The following is an 18,391-nucleotide window of genomic DNA, read 5'->3' as shown; positions in this document are numbered from 1 at the left end:
GGCAACGCTACCCGTCGCGCGCGGGCGGCAACAGCCCTGACGAGCGGATGCTGGAGGTGTCGCCCACACGTCGTGGCCGCGTTCGCACCAGCGACGCCGGCCCGATCGCCCCACCGCCGAACCGGGCGGCGACCTCGTCGAGCGCCCGCTCGGCGTCGCGCCATTCCTCGTCTGGATCCCAGAGCGCCAGCCCGCCCTCGCCGCCCGGCTGTAGCTGCTCCATGCGAACGCCGATGAGACGAATCGCGTCGCCCGGCGCCCACAGCGCGTCGAAGACGGCGGCGACCTCGTCGTAGACGCGTCGCCCCACATCGGTGTGCTCCGCGAGCGTACGCGAGCGCGTCACCGTGCGGAAGTCGCCGTAGCGCAGCTTGAGCGACACCGTGCGGCCGACGAGACCCGCCCGGCGCAGCCGCTCACCCGTCTGCCCGGCGAGGCGAAGCAGCTCACGGCGCAGCACCGCCGCATCCGTCACGTCGTGCTCGAACGTGACCTCGTGGCCCACGCTCTTCTCGCGAGAAGCGGATGCGACCGGTCGCGGGTCAACACCATGAGAAAGCTCGTGCAGTTTGCGCCCAACCGCCTCACCGACCCAGCGCTGCAGCACCTCGAGCGGGGTCGCTGCGATGTCGGCCACCGTGCGCAGGCCGCGGCGCGTCAGGGACTCTTCTGTGCTCGGGCCCACGCCCCACAGGGCGCCGACGGGAAGCGGGTGCAGGAACGCGAGCGTCTCGGCCACCGGCACGACGAGCAGGCCGTCTGGCTTGGCCCGGCCCGACGCGAGCTTGGCGACGAACTTGGTGCCGGCGATGCCGACGGAGCAGGGCAAGCCCGTCTGCTCACGCACGCGACGCCGCAACGTGGCACCGATGTCGGCGGGGGAGCCAAGAAGGCGTCGGGCGCCCGAGACATCGAGGAACGCCTCGTCGATGCTCACCTGCTCGACGACGGGCGTGACCTCGCCGAACAGCTGCATGACCCGCGCAGAATATTCGCGGTACTTCTGCATGTGGGGTGTGAGCACCACGGCGTCAGGGCACAGCCGGAGCGCCTGCGAGACCGGCATGGCGCTGCGCACACCGCGACGCCTTGCCTCGTACGTTGCGCTGGTGACGACCGAGCGCCCGGTGGCGTGCCCGACGATGGCCGGCTTGCCGACCAGTTCGGGGTGATCGAGCAGCTCGACGGAGGCGAAGAACGCGTCCATGTCGACGTGCAGGATGCCGGCGCCGGAGTCGTCGACCGGGGACGTCGTCACCCGCCGATCGCTGCCGTCTGTTCGCCCCACTCCCCCAGTCTCGCATCGGCCGCCGACATCCGCCGCGCGCGAAAGCAGTGGGCTTCCGCGCGTACTCTGAGGGGATGGAATTCAGGTATCTCGGCAACAGCGGACTCAAAATCTCGGAGATCATCTACGGCAACTGGCTCACGCATGGATCGCAGGTCGAGAACGACGTCGCGACGCAGTGCGTGCGCGCCGCCCTCGAGGCCGGCATCACCACGTTCGACACGGCGGACGCCTATGCGAACACCGCCGCGGAGTCGGTGCTCGGCGCCGCGCTGGCGAGCGAGCGGCGGGCCTCGCTCGAGATCTTCACGAAGGTCTATTGGCCCACCGGGCCGCGCGGGCACAACGACAGCGGCCTCTCTCGCAAGCACATCATGGAGTCGATCGACGGCTCGCTCACCCGCCTCGGCACCGACTACGTCGATCTCTACCAGGCGCACCGTTTCGACCACGAGACGCCGATCGAGGAAACGATGCAGGCGTTCGCCGACGTCGTTCGTGCCGGCAAGGCGCTTTACATCGGCGTCAGCGAGTGGAACGCCGACCAGCTGCGCGCCGGGCGAGCGCTCGCGCGGGATCTCGGCATTCAGCTCATCTCGAACCAGCCGCAGTACTCGATGCTGTGGCGGGTCATCGAGCAGGAGGTGATACCCACCTCGGAAGAGCTCGGGATTTCGCAGATCGTGTGGTCGCCCGTGGCGCAGGGCGTGCTGACCGGCAAGTACAAGCCAGGTGCCGAGCTGCCCGCCGGCTCGCGCGCGACGGATGAGAAGGGCGGCGCGAGCGCCATCAAGGGGTTCATGCGCGACGACGTGCTTGAGGGCGTGCAGAAGCTGCAGCCGATCGCCGACGAGGTCGGAATCACGATGGCACAGCTCGCCATCGCGTGGGTGCTCGCCAACCCCAACGTCGCGGGTGCGATCGTGGGGGCCTCCCGGCCCGAGCAGGTCGTGTCGAACGCGCAGGCCGCCGGTGTCACGCTCGATGCGACCGTGCTCGCGCGCATCGATGAGGCGCTCGGCGGCCTCGCCGAGACGGACCCGACGAAGACCGTCTCGCCCGAGTCGCGGCCGAGCTGAGGCCCTGTAGCGCGGGCTACTCGACCACCGCGTTTACACGAGCGCGTGCACGATGGGGCGAAGCCAGCGACGGAACGCCGAGGAGTCGTCCCGAAGGCTCTGGCTGATGGCCACGGTGTGCGGGGCGACCACCCACGCCCCCGATGACGCGAGGGGCAGCACGAGCAAGTCGAGCCTGAAGTAACCGGCCTGGCGTCTCAGGGCGTGCTCTCGGTCGCGGACGACGTCAACGACGTCTGCCGTGAGACTGGCGTGCCGGCGCGTTCGCGAGTCGGTGTATTCATCGAAACGGGCGGCGCTCCACGCGTACGCCGCCTCGTAGTTGTTCTCCACGAGATCCTGCAGGGCGAGCTCGCGGTCGAACTCGGCGAAGTGCGGCGGCCGCAGAGCCGAGGCCACGGGTCGCGACTCACGCACGGCGGTTCGCCGCCACCAGGCACCCCACTGCGCCCTCAGCTCGGCCGTGTCGGTCTGCACGCTCGAGGCGAGTGTGCTGCGTGCGAGGGCGCCGGCGCTGGACGGCAGGACGGCGGGCGCGACGGCCGGCAGCGGCGGCTCGCCCGCATCCGTCATACCGGCCAGGTCGCGCAGGCAGAGCGCCATCAGCAGGTCCCATGGGCAGTCTTCTGTGACCTGCCATCGAAGGGTGCCCTCGACGAACATAGTGTCAGCATAGAAGCCGCCCTGCGCGGCCGCTAGAGTGGTCGCGCCATGGACGCCACCCGCACGCTGCCCCTGAAGAGCCGCCCCATCGATATCGTGTTCATCGTCGTGTTCAGCGCGTTCACCGTGACGTCGCTCATCAGCGACCTGCTGCCGACGCTCGGTGTCGACATCTCGCACGCGTCGTCGAACTTCTTCGTGAATTCCAACTGGTGGTACGCGCACGACACCGACCCGCTGTTCATGACGCCGCCGACCTGGATGCGCATCGTGACCGGCCTCTCGGCATTCGTCTATATGCCGTTCTATGTCGTGCTCGTCGTCGCGCTCATCCGGGGCTGGAACGGAATCCAGCTTCCCGCCGTCATCTACGCAACCATGATCGCGTCGATCACCGGCATCGTCGTGTTCGGTGTCGAGTTCTTCGGCGAGGCGCAATGGGTGACGCCCAACCCGGGCAAGTTCCTCGCGTTCAACGTGCCGTACGTGCTGCTGCCGATCCTGCTGCTCGTCCGCATGCGCCGACCGCAGCCGTTCGCCAGGCGGTTCTGAGCAGAACGCCAACACGGCGACGCGTCAGCCGTGCGTCATCGCGGCGGGTCAGCCGTGCGCCGTCGCGGCGGGTCAGCCGCGTGCCATCGCACCGCGTCAGCCGCGCGCCCCGCCGCGGGCGAGTACACGGCGCACCACGAGCCGCTCGGCCAGGGTCCACGAGGTCGTGGTCAGCAGGTAGAGCGCCGCCGCCACCGGCACGAACGCCGCGAACACGACCGTGAGGAACGGCAGGAACGAGAGCACGCGTGCAAGACCGGCGGGGGCGGAAGCGGAGCCGGGCGTCGCCGCAGCGGGCGAGGGCACCGGGGCAGGCGAGAGCCCCGGAGTCGCAGCAGAGGCAAGCAGGCGACGGGATGCCGCGGCGACACCCGCGATCAGCGCGAGCACCGCGCCCACGACGATCAGTCCGACGGGCCCCACGGTTCCGCCCGCTGCGCCCCCAGCGGTTCCCAGCAGGTGTATGAAGCTCGCACCAAGCGGCACCGGCCCGAGGTGCTGCGCGAGCAACGCGTTCGCACTCCCGTTGATCTGGGGGTGCAGGAACAGGGCGTACACGATCGAGAGCACAGGCGCCTGCAGCACAAGCGGAAGGCAACCGGCGAACGGCGACGCGTTCTCCTGCCTGTAGAGAGCCATGGTCTCGCGCTGCAGCCGCTCGGGATTGCCCCGATGCCGTCGCTGCAACTCGGCCAGCCTGGGCGCGAGGCGGCGCCGGGTGTTCTCGGCGCGCACCTGCGAGACGCCGACGGGAATGAGCGCGGCACGCACCAGCAGGGTGAGCGCCACAATCGAAGCGGCCGCTGCGGCCGTGCCGAACAGCGGGGTGAGCATGGCGCTGAGCGCCGTAAGAAACGAATAGGCCGCGCCGAGAACGGCGGCAATCGGCCCGAACGAGAAGAAGTCCATGGGTGATCCCTTGTGTCATACGCGTCAAATGGGTGACGTATGGCCGTGAGGCACGAGGCGCTGCCCGCTGAGGTGGGCAGCGCGGATCGACGAGTTCCGCCCGCGGGGCGGGTTCGGCGACGGGCGTGGCTACGCGGCCGAGGGGATCGCCGAGGGGGCTCGAGGGCGGGGGCGGCCCGCGGCATCCGGGTCGCTCTGGGCAAGAAGCTGGCCGATGTCGGCGGCGCATTCCGCACGCGGTGCGGGGCCGGCGAGCGCGAGGGCCGCGGCGAGCGCCGCCACGGAGCGGGCCGCGATGACCACGGCGACGGCCACGAGAGAGGCGGCGCCGACCAGGGAGGCGAGGGCGAGGATGCTGCCAGGCAGGCCGAGCGTGAGGGCGCCGTCGACCGCGGTGCTGACGAGACGCAGCAGCATCTCAAGGTGCAGCAGCACGAGCGGTCCTCTCCTGGCGTGTTCGAGATGACGCTACCACCGGCCGGGCCCGCACTCGACGCCCGCACCCGCTCGGGCGCATGATGGGGTCATGTCTCGCATCGCGATCGTCGGCGCCCACGGCCTGGTGGCCCAACAGCTCATGCGCGTGCTCTACGACCGTTTCGACGAGTTCGTCGGCATCGTGCGCAACCCCGAACATGCCGACGACGTGTACCGTCTGGGCGGCAGCGGCGTCGTGCTCGACGTCGAGAAGGCGACTGCGGACGAGCTGGCTGACGCGTTCGCGGGCTGCACCGCGGTCGTCTTCAGCGCGGGCGCCGGCGCGGGATCGGGCGTCGAGCGCAAGCGCACCGTCGACTTCGGCGGATCGGTGCTCGCCCAGGCTGCGGCGCGCACCGCCGGCATCCATCGATTCGTGCAGGTCTCGGCCTGGGGTGTCGACGAGCCGGTCGCAGACGACGCCGACGAGGTCTGGCGCGCATACGTGGAGGCGAAGCGCGATGCGGATGCCGAGCTGCGCGCCAGCGGTCTGCAGTGGACGATCCTGCGCCCCGGCACCCTGACGAACGAGCCCGGAACGGGGCATGTCGAGCTCGGCGCTCACGTCGCTCGCGGCTCGATACCCCGCGCCGACGTCGCGGCTCTCATCGTTGCCGCCCTCGACCAGGCCGACACGGTGGGCCGGTGCTGGGAGGCGACGAGCGGGAACACTCCCATCGCCGAGGCACTCTGGCAGCAGGTATCGAAGTCGGCGCGGTGACACGGCCCGCGAGCAGCGCATGGCGTGCAGAGCCGGGAACAGAGCGGCGACCGCGTGCGTTGGTTGTGACACAGCTGCGAACGATCAGCTGAGCGCCTGCCCCCACCCACCGAACGTGAGGAGACCATTGTGAGCATCGACTGGCTGAACGTGCAGCGTGACGCGCACGCCGAGTTCGCCCGGCGCGTCGAGAAGGTCACGGATTGGGAGGCTCCGACGCCCGACACCGAATGGGATGTGCGCGCGCTTGTCTCGCACGTGATCGAGGAGCAGCAGTGGGTTCCGTTGCTGCTCGACGGGCGGAGCGTGGGCGAGGCGCGCTTGCGCATCCTGCGCCTGGGCCCCGACCTCGTCGCCGAGTGGCAGCGCTACTCGGCCATCGCCCTTGACGCATGGTCACGCGTCGACCTGGGCGAGAAGGTGCAGCTCTCGTACGATACGGTCGAGGCGCTCGACTACCTGCGCGAACAGGCGTCCGACGTGATCGTGCATACGTGGGATCTCGCGCGGGCGATGGGGGCGGATGAGGCGCTGCCCGCCGCGCTCGTCGAGGCGGCCTGGACCCTGTTCGAACCGCAGAAGGACACGCTCGAGGCGAGCGGGCTCTTCGCCTCGCCCGTCGCGGTGACCGACGACGCGCCCTTGCAGACGCGCCTGCTCGCGTTGACCGGCAGGGACGACCGCATCGCCGCGTAGGCTCGAAGGGTGAGCAGCACGAACGATCGCCCCTGGCTGGCGAGCTATGCCGAATCCGTACCGCACGACATCGGGCAGCAGACCGCCTCTCTGGCACACCTGATCGAGGAATCGGCACACCAATACGGCTCGCACGTCGCTCTCGAGTTCTTCGGTGCGACGACCACCTACCGCCAGCTTGGCGACCAGATCGAGCGTGCAGCGGAGGGGCTGCGGCGGCTCGGGGTGCGCAAGGGCGACAGGGTGGCGCTTGTGCTGCCCAACTGCCCGCAACACGTGGTCGCCTTCTATGCCGTTCTGCGTCTCGGCGCGATCGTGGTTGAACACAACCCGCTCTACACGCCGCGGGAGCTTCGGCACCAGTTCGAGGATCATGGGGCGCGCATCGCCATCGTGTGGGACCAGGTCGCACCGACCGTGCAGGATCTGCCCTCGGATCTGGCCGTCGACACGGTCGTCGGCGTCGACATCACGCGGGCCATGCCGTGGGGCAAGCGATTCGCCCTGCGACTGCCAGTGCCGGCCGCGCGTCGGGCCAGGAAGCAGCTGACCAGGCCGGCACGCGGCACCGTGGCGTGGCAGAAGCTGGTGGAAAGCCGGCGCATCAAGCGCTCCGTCGCCAGGCCCGAGCCGCACGACGTGGCGCTGATCCAGTACACGAGCGGCACCACCGGCGCGCCGAAGGGGGCCGTGCTCACGCACGCGAACCTCACGGCCAACGCAGAGCAGGCCCGCGCGTGGGTGCCGCAGATCCCGCGCGGCACCTCCGTGGTCTACGCGGTGCTTCCCCTGTTCCACGCGTACGGGCTCACGCTGTGCCTGACGTTCGCAATGAGCATGGGCGCGCGGCTCGTGCTGTTCCCCAAGTTCGATCCCGACCTGGTGCTGCCCGTGCTCCGGAAGAGGCCCCCCACGTTCCTGCCCGCCGTGCCGCCCATCTGCGCCAGGCTGCTCGCCGCAGCCAACGAGAAGAAGGTCAGCCTTGCCGGTGTTGCCATCGGCATCTCGGGTGCCATGCCGCTGCCGGCCGACCTCGTGGAGCCGTGGGAGCAGGCTACCGGCGGCTACCTCGTCGAGGGCTACGGGCTCTCCGAGTGCTCACCCGTGCTCATGGCGAACCCGGTGAGCGACGCGCGCAGGGCCGGTACCGTTGGCCTGCCGCTACCGAGCACCGAGGTGAGGGTCGTCGACGCGGAGAACCCGAATATCGTGCGCGGCCCGGGTGAGGAGGGCGAGCTCATCGCTCGGGGCCCCCAGGTGTTCCAGGGCTACTGGAAGCGGCCGGACGAGACGCGGGCGGCCCTCACCGACGACGGTTGGTTCCGCACGGGCGACGTGGCGCGCGTCGACGAGGACGGCTTCGTCACCATCGTCGACCGCATCAAGGATCTCGTGATCACGGGCGGCTTCAATGTGACGCCGAGCGAGGTGGAGGACGAGCTGCGCGGGTACGACGGCATCGCCGATGTGAGCGTGGTCGGCCTGCCGCATCCGCACAGTGGTGAGGAGGTCGTGGCGGCCGTCGTGATGGAGCCGGGCGCCTCCTTCGACGCCGAGGCGATCCGCGCATGGGCGAAAGAGCGGATGGCGGCGTACAAGGCGCCGCGCCGCGTGGTGCAGCTTGACGAACTGCCGAAGTCGATGATCGGCAAGGTCGTGCGCAGGCAGGTGCGCGACCTGCTGCTCGCCGACGAGCAGGAGGCGTAGCGGCGCAGGCTGTCGCGCTATCGCGCCGAGTCGGCGCCGCTGACCGTCTCGCCGGCTGTGTCGAGGTCGAGCACGAGCAGAGAGCTGCTCGCGGTCGCATAGAGCGTGCCCGCGGCATCCGTCAGCGTGGCCTCGGCGAAGGCGACGCGCCTGCCCGCCTTCGTCACGGTGGCCGTGCACGTGAGCGTGCCCGTTTCCAAGCGCACGGGCCGCAGGAAGCTGACACGGATGTCGACCGAGGTGTAGCCCTGCCCCTTCGGCAGGGTGGTGTGCACGGCGCAACCGACCGCCGAGTCGAGGATGGTGGCGATGAGGCCACCGTGCACCGTGCCGATCGGGTTGTAGTGCGAGATGTGCGGGTCGCATTCGAACGTGGTGCTGCCGACGTCGGCGGCGACAACGCGCATCCGTGCCAGGTCGGCGATGGCGGGGGCCGGCGTGGAACCGTCGATCATGCCGCGCACGAACTCGAGGCCGGTCATGGCGGGCATGAGCCGGGCGCCGGCGAACGGATCCTGCCAGGTGACGACGCGACTGCCTGCCGAGGCGTCGCCTGCCGACGTGCCGCCTGGTTGCCGGGCAGCCTCGTCATCGCTCATGCCTCCAGCCTACGTGCGCTGCGGAGCGTCGGCAGGGGTACGCGGATGCCGGGTGGCACGATCATCATGTGAGATCGACCCCGCGCCTCGGCACCCGCTCCCAGCACCGCCTCATCGCAATGGCGGTGGCCGGCGTCGTCGTCGCGCTCGTGACCGGCCTGCTCACCTCGTGGTGGTACGCGCCCGTGGCCGGATGGGCCGCCGCCTGCCTCACCTATCTGGTGTGGGTGTGGCTCATCGTGTGGCGGCTCGACTCCCGCGCCACGCGGCAGCATGCCACCCGCGAGGACCCGAACCGCGCCGTCAGCGATGCTCTTGCGCTCGCCGCGAGCGTCGTGAGCCTCGCCGCGGTCGGTATCGTGCTCGTGCGAGCGACGGCCGAGAACGGGCCCGCCCGGGCCGGGGTCGCTGCGCTCGCACTGGCCAGTGTGGCGCTGTCGTGGGCGCTCATCCACACCCTCTACACGCTGCGCTACGCCCGGCTCTACTACCAGCACCCCGTCGGCGGCATCGACTTCAACCAGCCGGAGGATCCGCAGTACACCGACTTCGCGTATGTCGCCTTCGACCTCGGCATGACCTACCAGATCTCAGACACCGCCTTGCGCACAACCGAGATGCGCAAGACCGTGTTCGGCCATACGCTGCTCAGCTACCTCTTCGGCGTCGTCGTGCTGGCGACCACGATCAACCTCATCGCGGGCCTCGGCTGAGGCGCGCTCACGCACGCCGACCGCACGCGAGGATCGGGCCACATCGTGGGCGAGGACCCGGAGAACCCGCAAGTCGGCCCGAGTCATGGGAGTCGCGGTAGCGTTGCCCGCAGATTCTGCGAGTCAGGGCGTGAGGATGCCCCACGCCACGAGGTCGCGCACCCGGGGCAGCAGGGCGTCGCGCAGCGCAGACGCGTCGGCCTCGAGCAGGTCCGCGAGCGCGGCGACGATGGCCTGAACCGTGAGCTCGCCGTCGCAGGCGCCCACGAGCGCCGCCAGCGCGGTGTCGGCGTCGACGGTGCGCCCGAACCCGCCGCCCTGGCGCAGCTCGATCACGGTGGGGTCGTCGCTGCCCGGCCAGTAGTGCCGATGCTCGGTGACATCGGGCGCGACGGCGAGAGTGGCGCGGCCCAGGGCGTCATCGTCCCGCGCAGCGAGCCAGTCGTGGGCCGCGAGCGCCGCTTCGATGTGCGCGCCGAGACCGGCGTCGTGCCCGCCCAGCGCACCGTGCAGCCTCTCGTAGCGCTGAAGGCGAGCGGATGCGCCGCCTTCGGCGGCTCTCGCGGGCGGGCCCTGCTCAGCTGCCACCGGCCGCCGCAGCGTCACGTAACCGAACCCCACGGATTCGACACCACGCGCCTCGAAGTCGTCGAGCCACGCCGCGTAGAGGCGCTCGAACTCGGGGGCGTCGTCTCGCGTGCCGCCGTCGCGGATCCAGGTCTCGGCGTACGTGGGCGCATCCATCAGTTCGCGTTCGATGACCCAGGCATCGAGGCCGGAGGCGCCGAGCCAGCCGCGCACGCGGTCGAGGCCGGGTTCGCCCGGGTGGTACTCCCAGTTCGCGAGCAGCTGCGCGACGCCGCCCGGGTTCAGGTGGTCGGCCGCCTCACGCAGCACCCGCTCGACGAGCTGGTCGCCGGTCATGCCGCCATCTCGGTACTCGTACGCTGGAACGCCGGCGACGCGCGGGGTGATCACGAACGGCGGGTTGCTGACGATGCGGTCGAACCGATCGCCGGCCACCGGCTCGAACAGGCTGCCAGCGCGCAGCTCGATGCCGTCGATGCCGTTCAGCCGGGCGTTGAAGCGGGCGATCGTGAGGGCCCGCGCGGAGATGTCGGTGGCGACCACGCGCTCGGCGAAGCGGCGGGCGTGCATGGCCTGGATGCCGCAGCCCGTTCCCAGGTCGAGCGCCGTGCGCACCGGTGTCGGCATGAGCAGGCCGGCGAGCGTGGTCGAGGCGCCGCCGATGCCGAGAACGTGCCCGGTCTCGATGGCGCGGCCGAGGGCGAGTTCGCCCAGGTCTGATGCGACCCACCATTCGGCGCTGCCCGCGGCATCCGTGAACGCGTACGGTCGCAGGTCGAGCGCGGCGGCCACCGAACTGCCCTCGCTGAGCGTGAGGAGTCCGAGTTCCGCGGCGCCGTCGACACCGAGCGAGGCGAGCGCGGCCTCGGCCTCCACCCGGTCGACCGCGATGCCGAGCACGAACAGCGCGGCGAGGGCCGCCCTGGAACCCAGGCGCCCATGCCCATCGCGGGCGGCCTCGAGCGCGCGAACCGCGGGCAGCCTCCTGCCGCGATGCAGCGCCGCACCCGCCTCGGCTCCCCACAGCTCGGCGAGGCCGTCCACCGTGAACCGTGCGGCGCGCAGGTCGTCTGCGAGTCGCGCGAGAAGCGGAGCGTCGGCGTGCACGTCGCGGAGCGTCACGCTACTGCTGCCCCGCACGCTCCAGCACCAACTCGCGAACCCGTGCGGCATCCGCCTGCCCGCGCATCGCCTTCATGACGGCTCCGATGATGGCGCCGGCGGCCTGCACCTTGCCGTCCTGGATCTTGGCGAGCACGTCCGGCTGCGCGGCGAGGGCGTCGTCAATCGCGGCGATGAGCGGCCCGTCGTCCGAGACGACGGCGAGACCGCGGGTGGCGACGACCTGCTCGGGCGATCCCTCCCCCGCGATCACGCCTTCGAGCACCTGGCGGGCCAGCCGATCGGTCAGCGTGCCGGCGTCGACGAGCGCGACCAGCTCGGCCACGTGCTTCGGCGCCACGAGCGCCTCGGCAGCGACACCCTGCGCGTTGGCCAGCCGGGCGATCTCACCCGTCCACCATTTGCGAGCGGATGCCGCACTCGCCCCCTGCGCCACCGTCGCCTCGACCGCATCGAGCAGGTCCGAGTTCTCGACGTCCTGCATCTCGAGGGCTGTGAAGCCCCACGCCTCACGCAGACGCGCGCGGCGCTGGGCGGGCGGCTCGGGAAGCGTTGCGCGCAGCTCCTCGACCCACTCGCGGCTGGGCGCGACGGGCACGAGGTCCGGCTCGGGGAAGTACCGGTAGTCGTCGGCGTCGCTCTTCGGCCGGCCCGCGCTCGTGGTTCCCGTGTCTTCGTGCCAGTGCCGGGTCTCCTGCACGATCGTGCCACCGGCGTCGAGGATGGCGGCCTGGCGCTGGATCTCGTATCGCACGGCCCGCTCGACCGAGCGCAACGAGTTCACGTTCTTGGTCTCGGTTCGGGTGCCGAGCACGTTCGAGCCGCGCGGGCGCAGCGACACGTTGGCGTCGCAGCGCACGTTGCCCTCCTCCATGCGTGCGTTCGAGACGCCGAGCGCCTTCACGATCTCACGCACGGCGGCGACATAGGCACGGCCGATTTCCGGCGCATCCGCTTCGCCGCCCTCGATCATTTTGGTGACGATCTCGACGAGCGGGACTCCGCCGCGGTTGTAGTCGACGAGAGAGTGCTCGGCTCCCTGGATGCGGCCCGTGGCGCCGCCGACATGCGTGAGCTTGCCAGCGTCCTCCTCCATGTGCGCGCGCTCGATGGGGATCGTGACCTGACGGCCGCTGGAGAGCTCGATCGTCAGCGACCCCTCGAACGCGATGGGTTCGTCGTACTGCGACGTCTGGAAGTCCTTCGCGGTGTCGGGGTAAAAGTAGTTCTTGCGGGCGAAGCGCGAGCTCTCGGCGATCTCGCAGCCGAGCGCGAGGCCGAGGCGGATCGACGACTCGATCGCCTTGCCGTTCACCTGCGGCAGCCCGCCGGGCAGCCCGAGGCACGTGGGGCACGTGTTCGTGTTGGCGCCCTGGCCGAACTCGTTGGCGCAGCCGCAGAACATCTTGGTCTTCGTGTTGAGCTCGACGTGCACCTCGAAGCCGAGCACGGGCTCGAACTTCGCCAGGGCACTCTCGTAATCCATCAGCGCGGCCTTGGCAGCCATCAGATCGCTCCCTCTTCACTTGCGAACATCTCGGTGGCCGTCAGGTCGGGGGCACGGCTGATGAGCGTGTGGCCCCACGTCTCCTCCAGCAGCCGCTCGAGGGCCGCACCGATCGTGTACAGGCGCGCATCCGACCGGGCGGGCGCCATGATCTGCATGCCGACGGGCAGGCCGTCTTCCGGCGCGAGGCCGATGGGCAGACCCATGCCCGGGATGCCGGCGAGATTCGCCGGGATCGTGGTGATGTCGTTCAGGTACATCGCCATCGGGTCGTTCAGCTTCTCGCCGAGACGGAACGCCGTGGTCGGCGCGCTCGGGCTGATGAGCACGTCGACCTTGCCGAACGCGTCGTTGAAGTCGCGCTGAATGAGCGTGCGCACCTTCTGCGCGCTGCCGTAGTAGGCGTCGTAGTAGCCGGCGCTCAGGGCGTACGTGCCGAGGATGATGCGGCGCTTGACCTCGGGGCCGAAGCCAGCGTCGCGCGTGGCGGACATGACCCGCTCGCTCGTGACCGGGCCGTCGGCGGGCATCACGCGCATGCCGAAGCGAACGGAGTCGAAGCGCGCCAGGTTGCTTGAGGCCTCGGCGGGCAGGATCAGGTAGTAAGCGGCGACAGCGTACTCGAAGCTGGGCGCGCTCACCTCAATGACCTCGGCGCCCGCAGCGGTGAGAAGGGCGACCGCCTCATCGAAGCGCTGCTTCACGCCGGCCTGGAAGCCCTCTCCCGCCAGCTGCCTGACGATTCCGACGCGAACGCCCTTCAGCGCGTCGCCGGTGCGGCCCGCGCGGGCCGCCTGGGCCATGGACGGCCACGTCTCGTCAAGCGACGTCGAGTCGAGCGGGTCGTGGCCCGCGATGACATCGTGCAGCAGGGCGGCGTCGAGCACGGTGCGCGAGACGGGGCCGACCTGGTCGAGCGACGACGCGAGGGCGATGGCGCCATAGCGGCTGACCGCGCCGTACGTGGGTTTGACGCCGACGGAGCCCGTCACGGCGGCGGGCTGGCGGATGGAACCGCCGGTGTCGCTGCCGAGGGCGAGCGGCGCCTCGAAGGCGGCGACGGCCGCGGCCGAGCCGCCACCGGAGCCGCCCGGGATGCGGTCGAGATCCCATGGGTTGTGCGTGGGGCCGTAGGCCGAATGCTCGGTGGATGAGCCCATCGCGAACTCGTCCATGTTGGTCTTGCCGAGCGGAATGAGGTCCGCCTCGCGCAGCCGGCGCACGACGGTCGCGTCGTACGGCGGCACCCAGCCCTCGAGGATTCTCGAGCCCGCGGTCGAGGGCATGTCGTTCGTCGTGAGCACGTCTTTGATGGCGATGGGTACGCCGGCCAGCTCGCCGAGACTCTCGCCCGCCGCCCTGCGCTCATCGACGCGGGAAGCGCTCGCGAGCGCGCCCTCTGCCGCCACGTGCAGGAATGCGTGGATGTCGGGGTCGACCGCGTCGATGCGGTCGAGGTGCGCGCGGGTGGCCTCGACGGAGGACACCTCGCGCGAGGTGAGGAGCGCCGCGAGGTCGGCGGCCGAGAGGCTGGTCAGGTCGGTCATGGTCACTCCTCGTCCAGGATCGCGGGCACCCTGAACCGGTCGCCCTCGCGGTCGGGAGCCCCTGAGAGCGCCTGCTCGACGGTGAGTGAGGGCCGCGGCGAGTCGTCGCGGAAGACGTTGGCCAGAGGAACCGGGTGACTTGTCGCCGGCACGTCGTCCCCGGCTACCTCGCTCACCTTCGCCACCGAGTCGACGATCTGGCCCAGATCTCGCGTGAGCGATTCGATCTCGTCTGCGCTCAGGTCGATTCGGGCGAGTTCGGCCAAATGCGCGACCTGCTCGGCGCTTATCTCAGGCATGCGTCTCCGTCGTGTCAGCGGGTGGGATGCCCCAATTCTATTCGCGAACGCCGGGCGCCATTCGCGAACGCTCAGCGACCGGCGCCATTCGCGAGCGCTCAGCGGCCGGCGGCCAGCTGCGTCGCGCTGCCCGTGGCGGGCGTCACCAGGCCACCCTGCCCGATGCCGATGAGGGCGAGGTTGCGCAGAGACTCGCTGCCCGCCGTGAAGTAGCCGTTGTGACCGGTGGAGCCGGCGAGGGCTGCGCCGCCGAATGGATCCTTCGCACCCTCCACCCCGAAAGCGATTGCACCATAGGCGGATGCTCCGGGGTCGCTGCCGAAGAAGGCCGTGTGCACGACGGGGTCGAAGCCGGCCTGGCCCACGTACACGTTGCCGCCGGCGACATCGAGACCGTGAACGGACTGCGCCGCGCTGCCGGGCGAGCCGACCAGTGCCAGCGCGTCGACGGACACGGAACCACGCTGCAGCGCCATGAGCGCGGCCGTCGATCCGTAGGAGTGCGCGATGACGGTCACGTATGGCTCATCGCCCGCGCGCAGGGCACGCAGGCCCTCGAGACCGTGCTCGAGGTAGTCCGCCCCCTCCTGCGCAAGGGCCAGCCCGCCCACGTTGAGCAGTTCGGGGGTCTGGTAGCCGATCCAGGCGACGGCAGCGACACCGGGCGTGCCGGCGCACGCCCGGCATCCGAATGACCGGCGAAGCCACTGGCGCTGCTCGGTGTACAGGTTCTCTGCCGTCGAGACCCAGTCGTCGAGCTGCTGGTCGACCGAGAAGTACATGCCGGGCACGAGATAGCTCACATAGCGGGCCGTGCTGACGTCGCCCACGGCGATGGCCGCGCGGGTGTTCGTGCCGACGTCGAGAATGACGAGGGAACGTTCGGGGCTGCCCGCGGGTGCCTTGAGGGCCTCTTTGACCCGCAGCAGCGTGTCGAGCGTGTGACGAAGCTGCAGCTTCACGCCCTTGCCCGCATGACCGGCGAGCCGCGCCCTCGTGTCGGAGATGGCCCGGGTCAGCTGCAGCCGGTTGGCGCGGCTGCGCGCCTGGAAGGGCACGCCGTCGAGGTTGCCGATGAGACGCGGGGCGCCGTCGATGAGCGCCTTCTGCTGGTCAGAGTTCATGCCGGACCAATACGCCGTGACCGAGGTCGCAACGGGCGGCGCGGTGATGAGCGTGGAGACCGCCTCTTCGTGAGCGGCGACATAACCGGAGACGCGAGCCGGGTCGAGCTGACCGAGGATTCCGAGCATGGTCTTGGAACTGAAGGTGGCGTCGCCGCCGCCCGCGATCGACGGGTCGGCGAGGGCGTGCGCCTGGGCACCGGGGTCGAGGGCGACGATGTGGCCGGCGGCGTCGAGCGGCAGCAGCGCTGACGAGGCGGCGGAGGCGACGATCTGCGTGCTGGCGGACAGGTCTGAGGGCGCAATTGGGGTCTCGACGGCGCCTCCGACTATGGAGGTCACCGCGAGTATCGCCGCAACGCCGACCAGCACTCCGACAGGGTCCCTTTCGAGGGTGACGACAAGGCACTATCGTGATCACACCCGGCGGGCGCGAACGTGTCGATCTTACCCCAAAGACGAGGGATATTCACGTCGTTCTACTCCCTCGGCGAGTGCTGCCTGAACGAGGGTCACACCGCGTCGGGGCCGCCCTCGAGCAGTCGGCGGAACCCGTCGGCGTCGATGATGCGGATTCCGAGCTGTTCGGCCTTGGCGAGCTTGGAACCTGCGCCCGGCCCGGCGGCCACGAAATCAGTCTTCTTCGACACGCTCGAGGCCGCTTTGCCGCCCGCGGAGACGATGGCCTCCTGCGCTCCCTCGCGGGTGAAGCCCTCGAGCGAACCGGTCGCCACCACGGTCAGCCCCGAGAGCACTCCCCCGGCGGCGACGGCAGCACCCGGCCCCGGATGCCCGGGCGTGTCGAACTGCACGCCCGCGGCGCGCCAGCGCTCCACGATCTCCTGGTGCCATTCGACCTCGAACCACTCGAGCACGGCGTCGGCGATGATGCCGCCGACGCCCTCGACCTCGGCCAGCTGCTCGCGCCCTGCCGAGCGGATGGCGTCGACACTGCCGAAGTAGCCCGCGAGCGCACGCGCCGCCACCGGCCCCACGTGTCGAATGTTGAGGGCAACGAGGATGCGCCACAGCGGCTTCGTCTTCGCCTTCTCGATCTCGGCGAGGAGCGTCACGGCGCTCGACGACGGCTGCGGACCGGTGAGGCCGCGCTTCTTCTCCTCCGGGGTCGGATTGCGCCGGAAAGGCGTGCGCAGCTTTCCGACGGGCGCGGCAGCATCCCCCTCACCGTCCGGCTCCTCGACGAGCCCGGTCTCCGCGTCGCGCACGACCACCTCGATGGGCACGAGGTCGTCGAGCGTGAGCTCGAACAGCCCCGCCTCCGTCACGAGCGGTGGTGTCGCAGGCCGCGTGGGCTGGGTGAGTGCCGCGGCGGCCACCTCGCCGAGCGCCTCGATGTCGAGTGCCCCGCGCGAACCGATGTGCTCGACTCTGCCGCGTACCTGGGCGGGGCATGCGCGCGCGTTCGGGCATCGCAGGTCGACGTCGCCCTCCTTGGACGGAGCGAGCGGCGTGCCGCATTCCGGGCACGTGGTCGGCATGACGAATGCCCGCTCGCTGCCGTCGCGCAGTTCGACCACGGGCCCGAGCACCTCGGGAATCACGTCGCCCGCCTTGCGCAGCACGACAGTGTCGCCGATGAGCACGCCCTTGGCCTTCACCACGTCCTGGTTGTGCAGCGTTGCCTGCCGCACGGTGCTGCCCGCCACGCGCACCGGCTCCATCACCGCGAACGGCGTCGCCCGGCCGGTGCGCCCAACGCTCACGACGATGTCGAGCAGCGTCGTGTGCACTTCTTCAGGCGGGTATTTGTACGCGATCGCCCACCGCGGCGCCCGGCTGGTTGCGCCGAGTTCGTCGTGCAGGGAAAGCTCGTCGACCTTGACGACGATGCCGTCGATCTCATGCTCGACATTGCCGCGATTCTCGCCGTAGTAGCGGATGAAGTCGGATGCGCCGGCCGCCGAATCCACGACCCTGTAATGCGGCGACGTGGGCAGCCCCCACGAGGCGAGCAGCTCGTACGTCTGCGACTGGCTGGCCACGGGCGGCTGCTGCCACGCGCCGATACCGTGCACGAGCATCTGCAGCCGGCCGATGCGGTCGCGCATGAGCTGCAGTTGCGCCGCGTTCTTGCCCTCCGCCTTCTGCCGCAGCGAGCCGCTCGCCGCGTTGCGCGGGTTCGCGAACACCTTCTCGCCGTTCTGCGCCTGTCTCGCGTTCAGGTCGCGAAACGCCTCGACGGGAAAGAAGACTTCGCCCCGAACTTCCACGATGGCCGGATGCCCGCTGCCCGACAGCCGCCTCGGTATCGACGGGATGTAGCGCACGTTCTCCGTCACGTCCTCCCCCACGACACCGTCGCCGCGCGTCGCCGCCGTGACGAGCGCGCCGTTCTCGTAGCGCAGGTTGATGGCCAGCCCATCAATCTTCAGCTCGCACAGGTAGTCGACGTGCCGCCCGGCATCACGTTCGACTTTCGCCGCCCACTCCTCGAACTCTTCGATGGAGAAGACATTGTCGAGGCTCAGCATGCGCTCGGCGTGCTGCACCGGGTCGAACAGCGTGGTCTGGGCGCGGCCGCCCACGGTCTGGGTCGGGCTGTCCTGGCTCTGCAGTTCGGGGAAGCGCCGCTCCAGTTTCTCGAGCCGGCGCACGAGGCGGTCGTATTCCTCGTCCGAGGCGATCGCCGCCTCTTTCTCGTAGTACGCCTCACGCAGGTCGAGAATGCGCACCGTCAGCCGCTCGGCCTCCGCCGCGGCCTCGGTCAGCGTCGGATTCTCGTGCTCCAAAACGGTCTCGTCGTCGTGCGCCACGAATTCAGTCTAGGGAGCGCCACCGA

17 protein-coding genes are annotated in these 18,391 nt (G+C 70.2%); 6 read left to right on the top strand and 11 right to left on the bottom strand.

Annotated features, from left to right (window positions below; translation table 11 throughout):
• Positions 1–7: 7 nt before the first annotated feature.
• Positions 8–1,288, bottom strand: coding sequence for a DNA polymerase IV (gene dinB / locus OSC27_RS07740; protein WP_267180864.1), 1,281 nt, complete (start codon positions 1,286–1,288; stop codon positions 8–10).
• A 74-nt stretch (positions 1,289–1,362) separates the two neighbouring features.
• On the opposite strand from dinB, the gene OSC27_RS07735 reads away from it, so the two are divergent.
• Positions 1,363–2,367, top strand: coding sequence for an aldo/keto reductase family protein (locus OSC27_RS07735; protein WP_267180863.1), 1,005 nt, complete (start codon positions 1,363–1,365; stop codon positions 2,365–2,367).
• 33 nt (positions 2,368–2,400) lie between these two features.
• Here OSC27_RS07735 and OSC27_RS07730 read toward each other — a convergent pair whose 3' ends face one another.
• Positions 2,401–3,030 carry a hypothetical protein gene (locus OSC27_RS07730; protein ID WP_267180862.1) on the bottom strand — a complete coding sequence of 210 codons (630 nt, stop codon included), beginning with the start codon at positions 3,028–3,030 and terminating at the stop codon, positions 2,401–2,403.
• Positions 3,031–3,078: 48 nt separating this feature from the next.
• On the opposite strand from OSC27_RS07730, the gene OSC27_RS07725 reads away from it, so the two are divergent.
• On the top strand, positions 3,079–3,582 hold the full coding sequence (locus tag OSC27_RS07725; protein WP_267180861.1) for an EXPERA domain-containing protein: 504 nt from the start codon (positions 3,079–3,081) through the stop codon (positions 3,580–3,582).
• Between the two features lie 96 nt (positions 3,583–3,678).
• Here OSC27_RS07725 and OSC27_RS07720 read toward each other — a convergent pair whose 3' ends face one another.
• Together OSC27_RS07720 and OSC27_RS07715 are read right to left on the bottom strand one after the other, a co-directional pair.
• Entirely contained in the window at positions 3,679–4,491 is an 813-nt protein-coding gene (locus tag OSC27_RS07720; protein WP_267180860.1) for a YidC/Oxa1 family membrane protein insertase, read from the bottom strand.
• A 129-nt stretch (positions 4,492–4,620) separates the two neighbouring features.
• Positions 4,621–4,926 (bottom strand): DUF6412 domain-containing protein, encoded by a 306-nt coding sequence (locus OSC27_RS07715; RefSeq protein WP_267180859.1) that lies wholly within the window; start codon positions 4,924–4,926, stop codon positions 4,621–4,623.
• Positions 4,927–5,017: 91 nt separating this feature from the next.
• On the opposite strand from OSC27_RS07715, the gene OSC27_RS07710 reads away from it, so the two are divergent.
• The 3 genes from OSC27_RS07710 (at position 5,018) to OSC27_RS07700 (ending at position 8,092) form a co-directional block, all read left to right on the top strand.
• A complete protein-coding gene (locus tag OSC27_RS07710; protein WP_267180858.1) occupies positions 5,018–5,689 on the top strand; it encodes an SDR family oxidoreductase in 672 nt (223 codons plus the stop codon).
• 129 nt (positions 5,690–5,818) lie between these two features.
• Positions 5,819–6,385 carry a TIGR03086 family metal-binding protein gene (locus OSC27_RS07705; RefSeq protein ID WP_267180857.1) on the top strand — a complete coding sequence of 189 codons (567 nt, stop codon included), beginning with the start codon at positions 5,819–5,821 and terminating at the stop codon, positions 6,383–6,385.
• A 9-nt stretch (positions 6,386–6,394) separates the two neighbouring features.
• Positions 6,395–8,092 (top strand): long-chain-fatty-acid--CoA ligase, encoded by a 1,698-nt coding sequence (locus tag OSC27_RS07700; RefSeq protein ID WP_267180856.1) that lies wholly within the window; start codon positions 6,395–6,397, stop codon positions 8,090–8,092.
• 17 nt (positions 8,093–8,109) lie between these two features.
• On the opposite strand, the gene OSC27_RS07695 is transcribed toward OSC27_RS07700, so the two are convergent.
• Complete coding sequence (locus OSC27_RS07695) at positions 8,110–8,691, bottom strand: PaaI family thioesterase (protein WP_267180855.1); 582 nt, start codon at positions 8,689–8,691, stop codon at positions 8,110–8,112.
• Between the two features lie 68 nt (positions 8,692–8,759).
• Here OSC27_RS07695 and OSC27_RS07690 point away from each other — a divergent pair, with 68 nt between their 5' ends.
• Complete coding sequence (locus OSC27_RS07690) at positions 8,760–9,404, top strand: DUF1345 domain-containing protein (RefSeq protein WP_267180854.1); 645 nt, start codon at positions 8,760–8,762, stop codon at positions 9,402–9,404.
• 123 nt (positions 9,405–9,527) lie between these two features.
• On the opposite strand, the gene OSC27_RS07685 is transcribed toward OSC27_RS07690, so the two are convergent.
• The 6 genes from OSC27_RS07685 to ligA form a co-directional block, all read right to left on the bottom strand.
• The gene (locus OSC27_RS07685; RefSeq protein WP_267180853.1) at positions 9,528–11,114 is read right to left on the bottom strand and encodes a methyltransferase; all 1,587 of its coding nucleotides are present in this window, start codon (positions 11,112–11,114) and stop codon (positions 9,528–9,530) included.
• 1 nt (position 11,115) lies between these two features.
• On the bottom strand, positions 11,116–12,621 hold the full coding sequence (gatB, locus tag OSC27_RS07680; protein ID WP_267180852.1) for an Asp-tRNA(Asn)/Glu-tRNA(Gln) amidotransferase subunit GatB: 1,506 nt from the start codon (positions 12,619–12,621) through the stop codon (positions 11,116–11,118).
• Positions 12,621–14,168 (bottom strand): Asp-tRNA(Asn)/Glu-tRNA(Gln) amidotransferase subunit GatA, encoded by a 1,548-nt coding sequence (gene gatA, locus OSC27_RS07675; protein ID WP_267180851.1) that lies wholly within the window; start codon positions 14,166–14,168, stop codon positions 12,621–12,623. Before gatA ends, gatB begins: the two co-directional genes overlap by 1 nt.
• A 2-nt stretch (positions 14,169–14,170) precedes the next feature.
• Positions 14,171–14,467 carry an Asp-tRNA(Asn)/Glu-tRNA(Gln) amidotransferase subunit GatC gene (gene gatC, locus OSC27_RS07670; RefSeq protein WP_267180850.1) on the bottom strand — a complete coding sequence of 99 codons (297 nt, stop codon included), beginning with the start codon at positions 14,465–14,467 and terminating at the stop codon, positions 14,171–14,173.
• Between the two features lie 98 nt (positions 14,468–14,565).
• Positions 14,566–15,933 carry an alpha/beta hydrolase gene (locus tag OSC27_RS07665; protein WP_267180849.1) on the bottom strand — a complete coding sequence of 456 codons (1,368 nt, stop codon included), beginning with the start codon at positions 15,931–15,933 and terminating at the stop codon, positions 14,566–14,568.
• 170 nt (positions 15,934–16,103) lie between these two features.
• Positions 16,104–18,365 (bottom strand): NAD-dependent DNA ligase LigA, encoded by a 2,262-nt coding sequence (gene ligA, locus OSC27_RS07660; RefSeq protein WP_267180848.1) that lies wholly within the window; start codon positions 18,363–18,365, stop codon positions 16,104–16,106.
• Positions 18,366–18,391 lie beyond the last annotated feature (26 nt).

The organism is Microbacterium sp. STN6, from assembly GCF_026410545.1.
GTDB lineage: Bacteria > Actinomycetota > Actinomycetes > Actinomycetales > Microbacteriaceae > Root112D2.
Note: the sequence above shows the minus strand (reverse complement) of the source record. Positions and strands in the feature narration are given on the sequence as shown.

Coding starts and splice junctions, on each gene's coding strand:
- OSC27_RS07735 (WP_267180863.1), top strand. CDS start 1,363: ATGGAATTCAGGTATCTCGGCAACAGCGGACTCAAAATCTCGGAGATC.
- OSC27_RS07730 (WP_267180862.1), bottom strand. CDS start 3,030: ATGTTCGTCGAGGGCACCCTTCGATGGCAGGTCACAGAAGACTGCCCA.
- OSC27_RS07725 (WP_267180861.1), top strand. CDS start 3,079: ATGGACGCCACCCGCACGCTGCCCCTGAAGAGCCGCCCCATCGATATC.
- OSC27_RS07720 (WP_267180860.1), bottom strand. CDS start 4,491: ATGGACTTCTTCTCGTTCGGGCCGATTGCCGCCGTTCTCGGCGCGGCC.
- OSC27_RS07710 (WP_267180858.1), top strand. CDS start 5,018: ATGTCTCGCATCGCGATCGTCGGCGCCCACGGCCTGGTGGCCCAACAG.
- OSC27_RS07695 (WP_267180855.1), bottom strand. CDS start 8,691: ATGAGCGATGACGAGGCTGCCCGGCAACCAGGCGGCACGTCGGCAGGC.
- gatB (WP_267180852.1), bottom strand. CDS start 12,621: ATGGCTGCCAAGGCCGCGCTGATGGATTACGAGAGTGCCCTGGCGAAG.
- gatA (WP_267180851.1), bottom strand. CDS start 14,168: ATGACCGACCTGACCAGCCTCTCGGCCGCCGACCTCGCGGCGCTCCTC.
- gatC (WP_267180850.1), bottom strand. CDS start 14,467: ATGCCTGAGATAAGCGCCGAGCAGGTCGCGCATTTGGCCGAACTCGCC.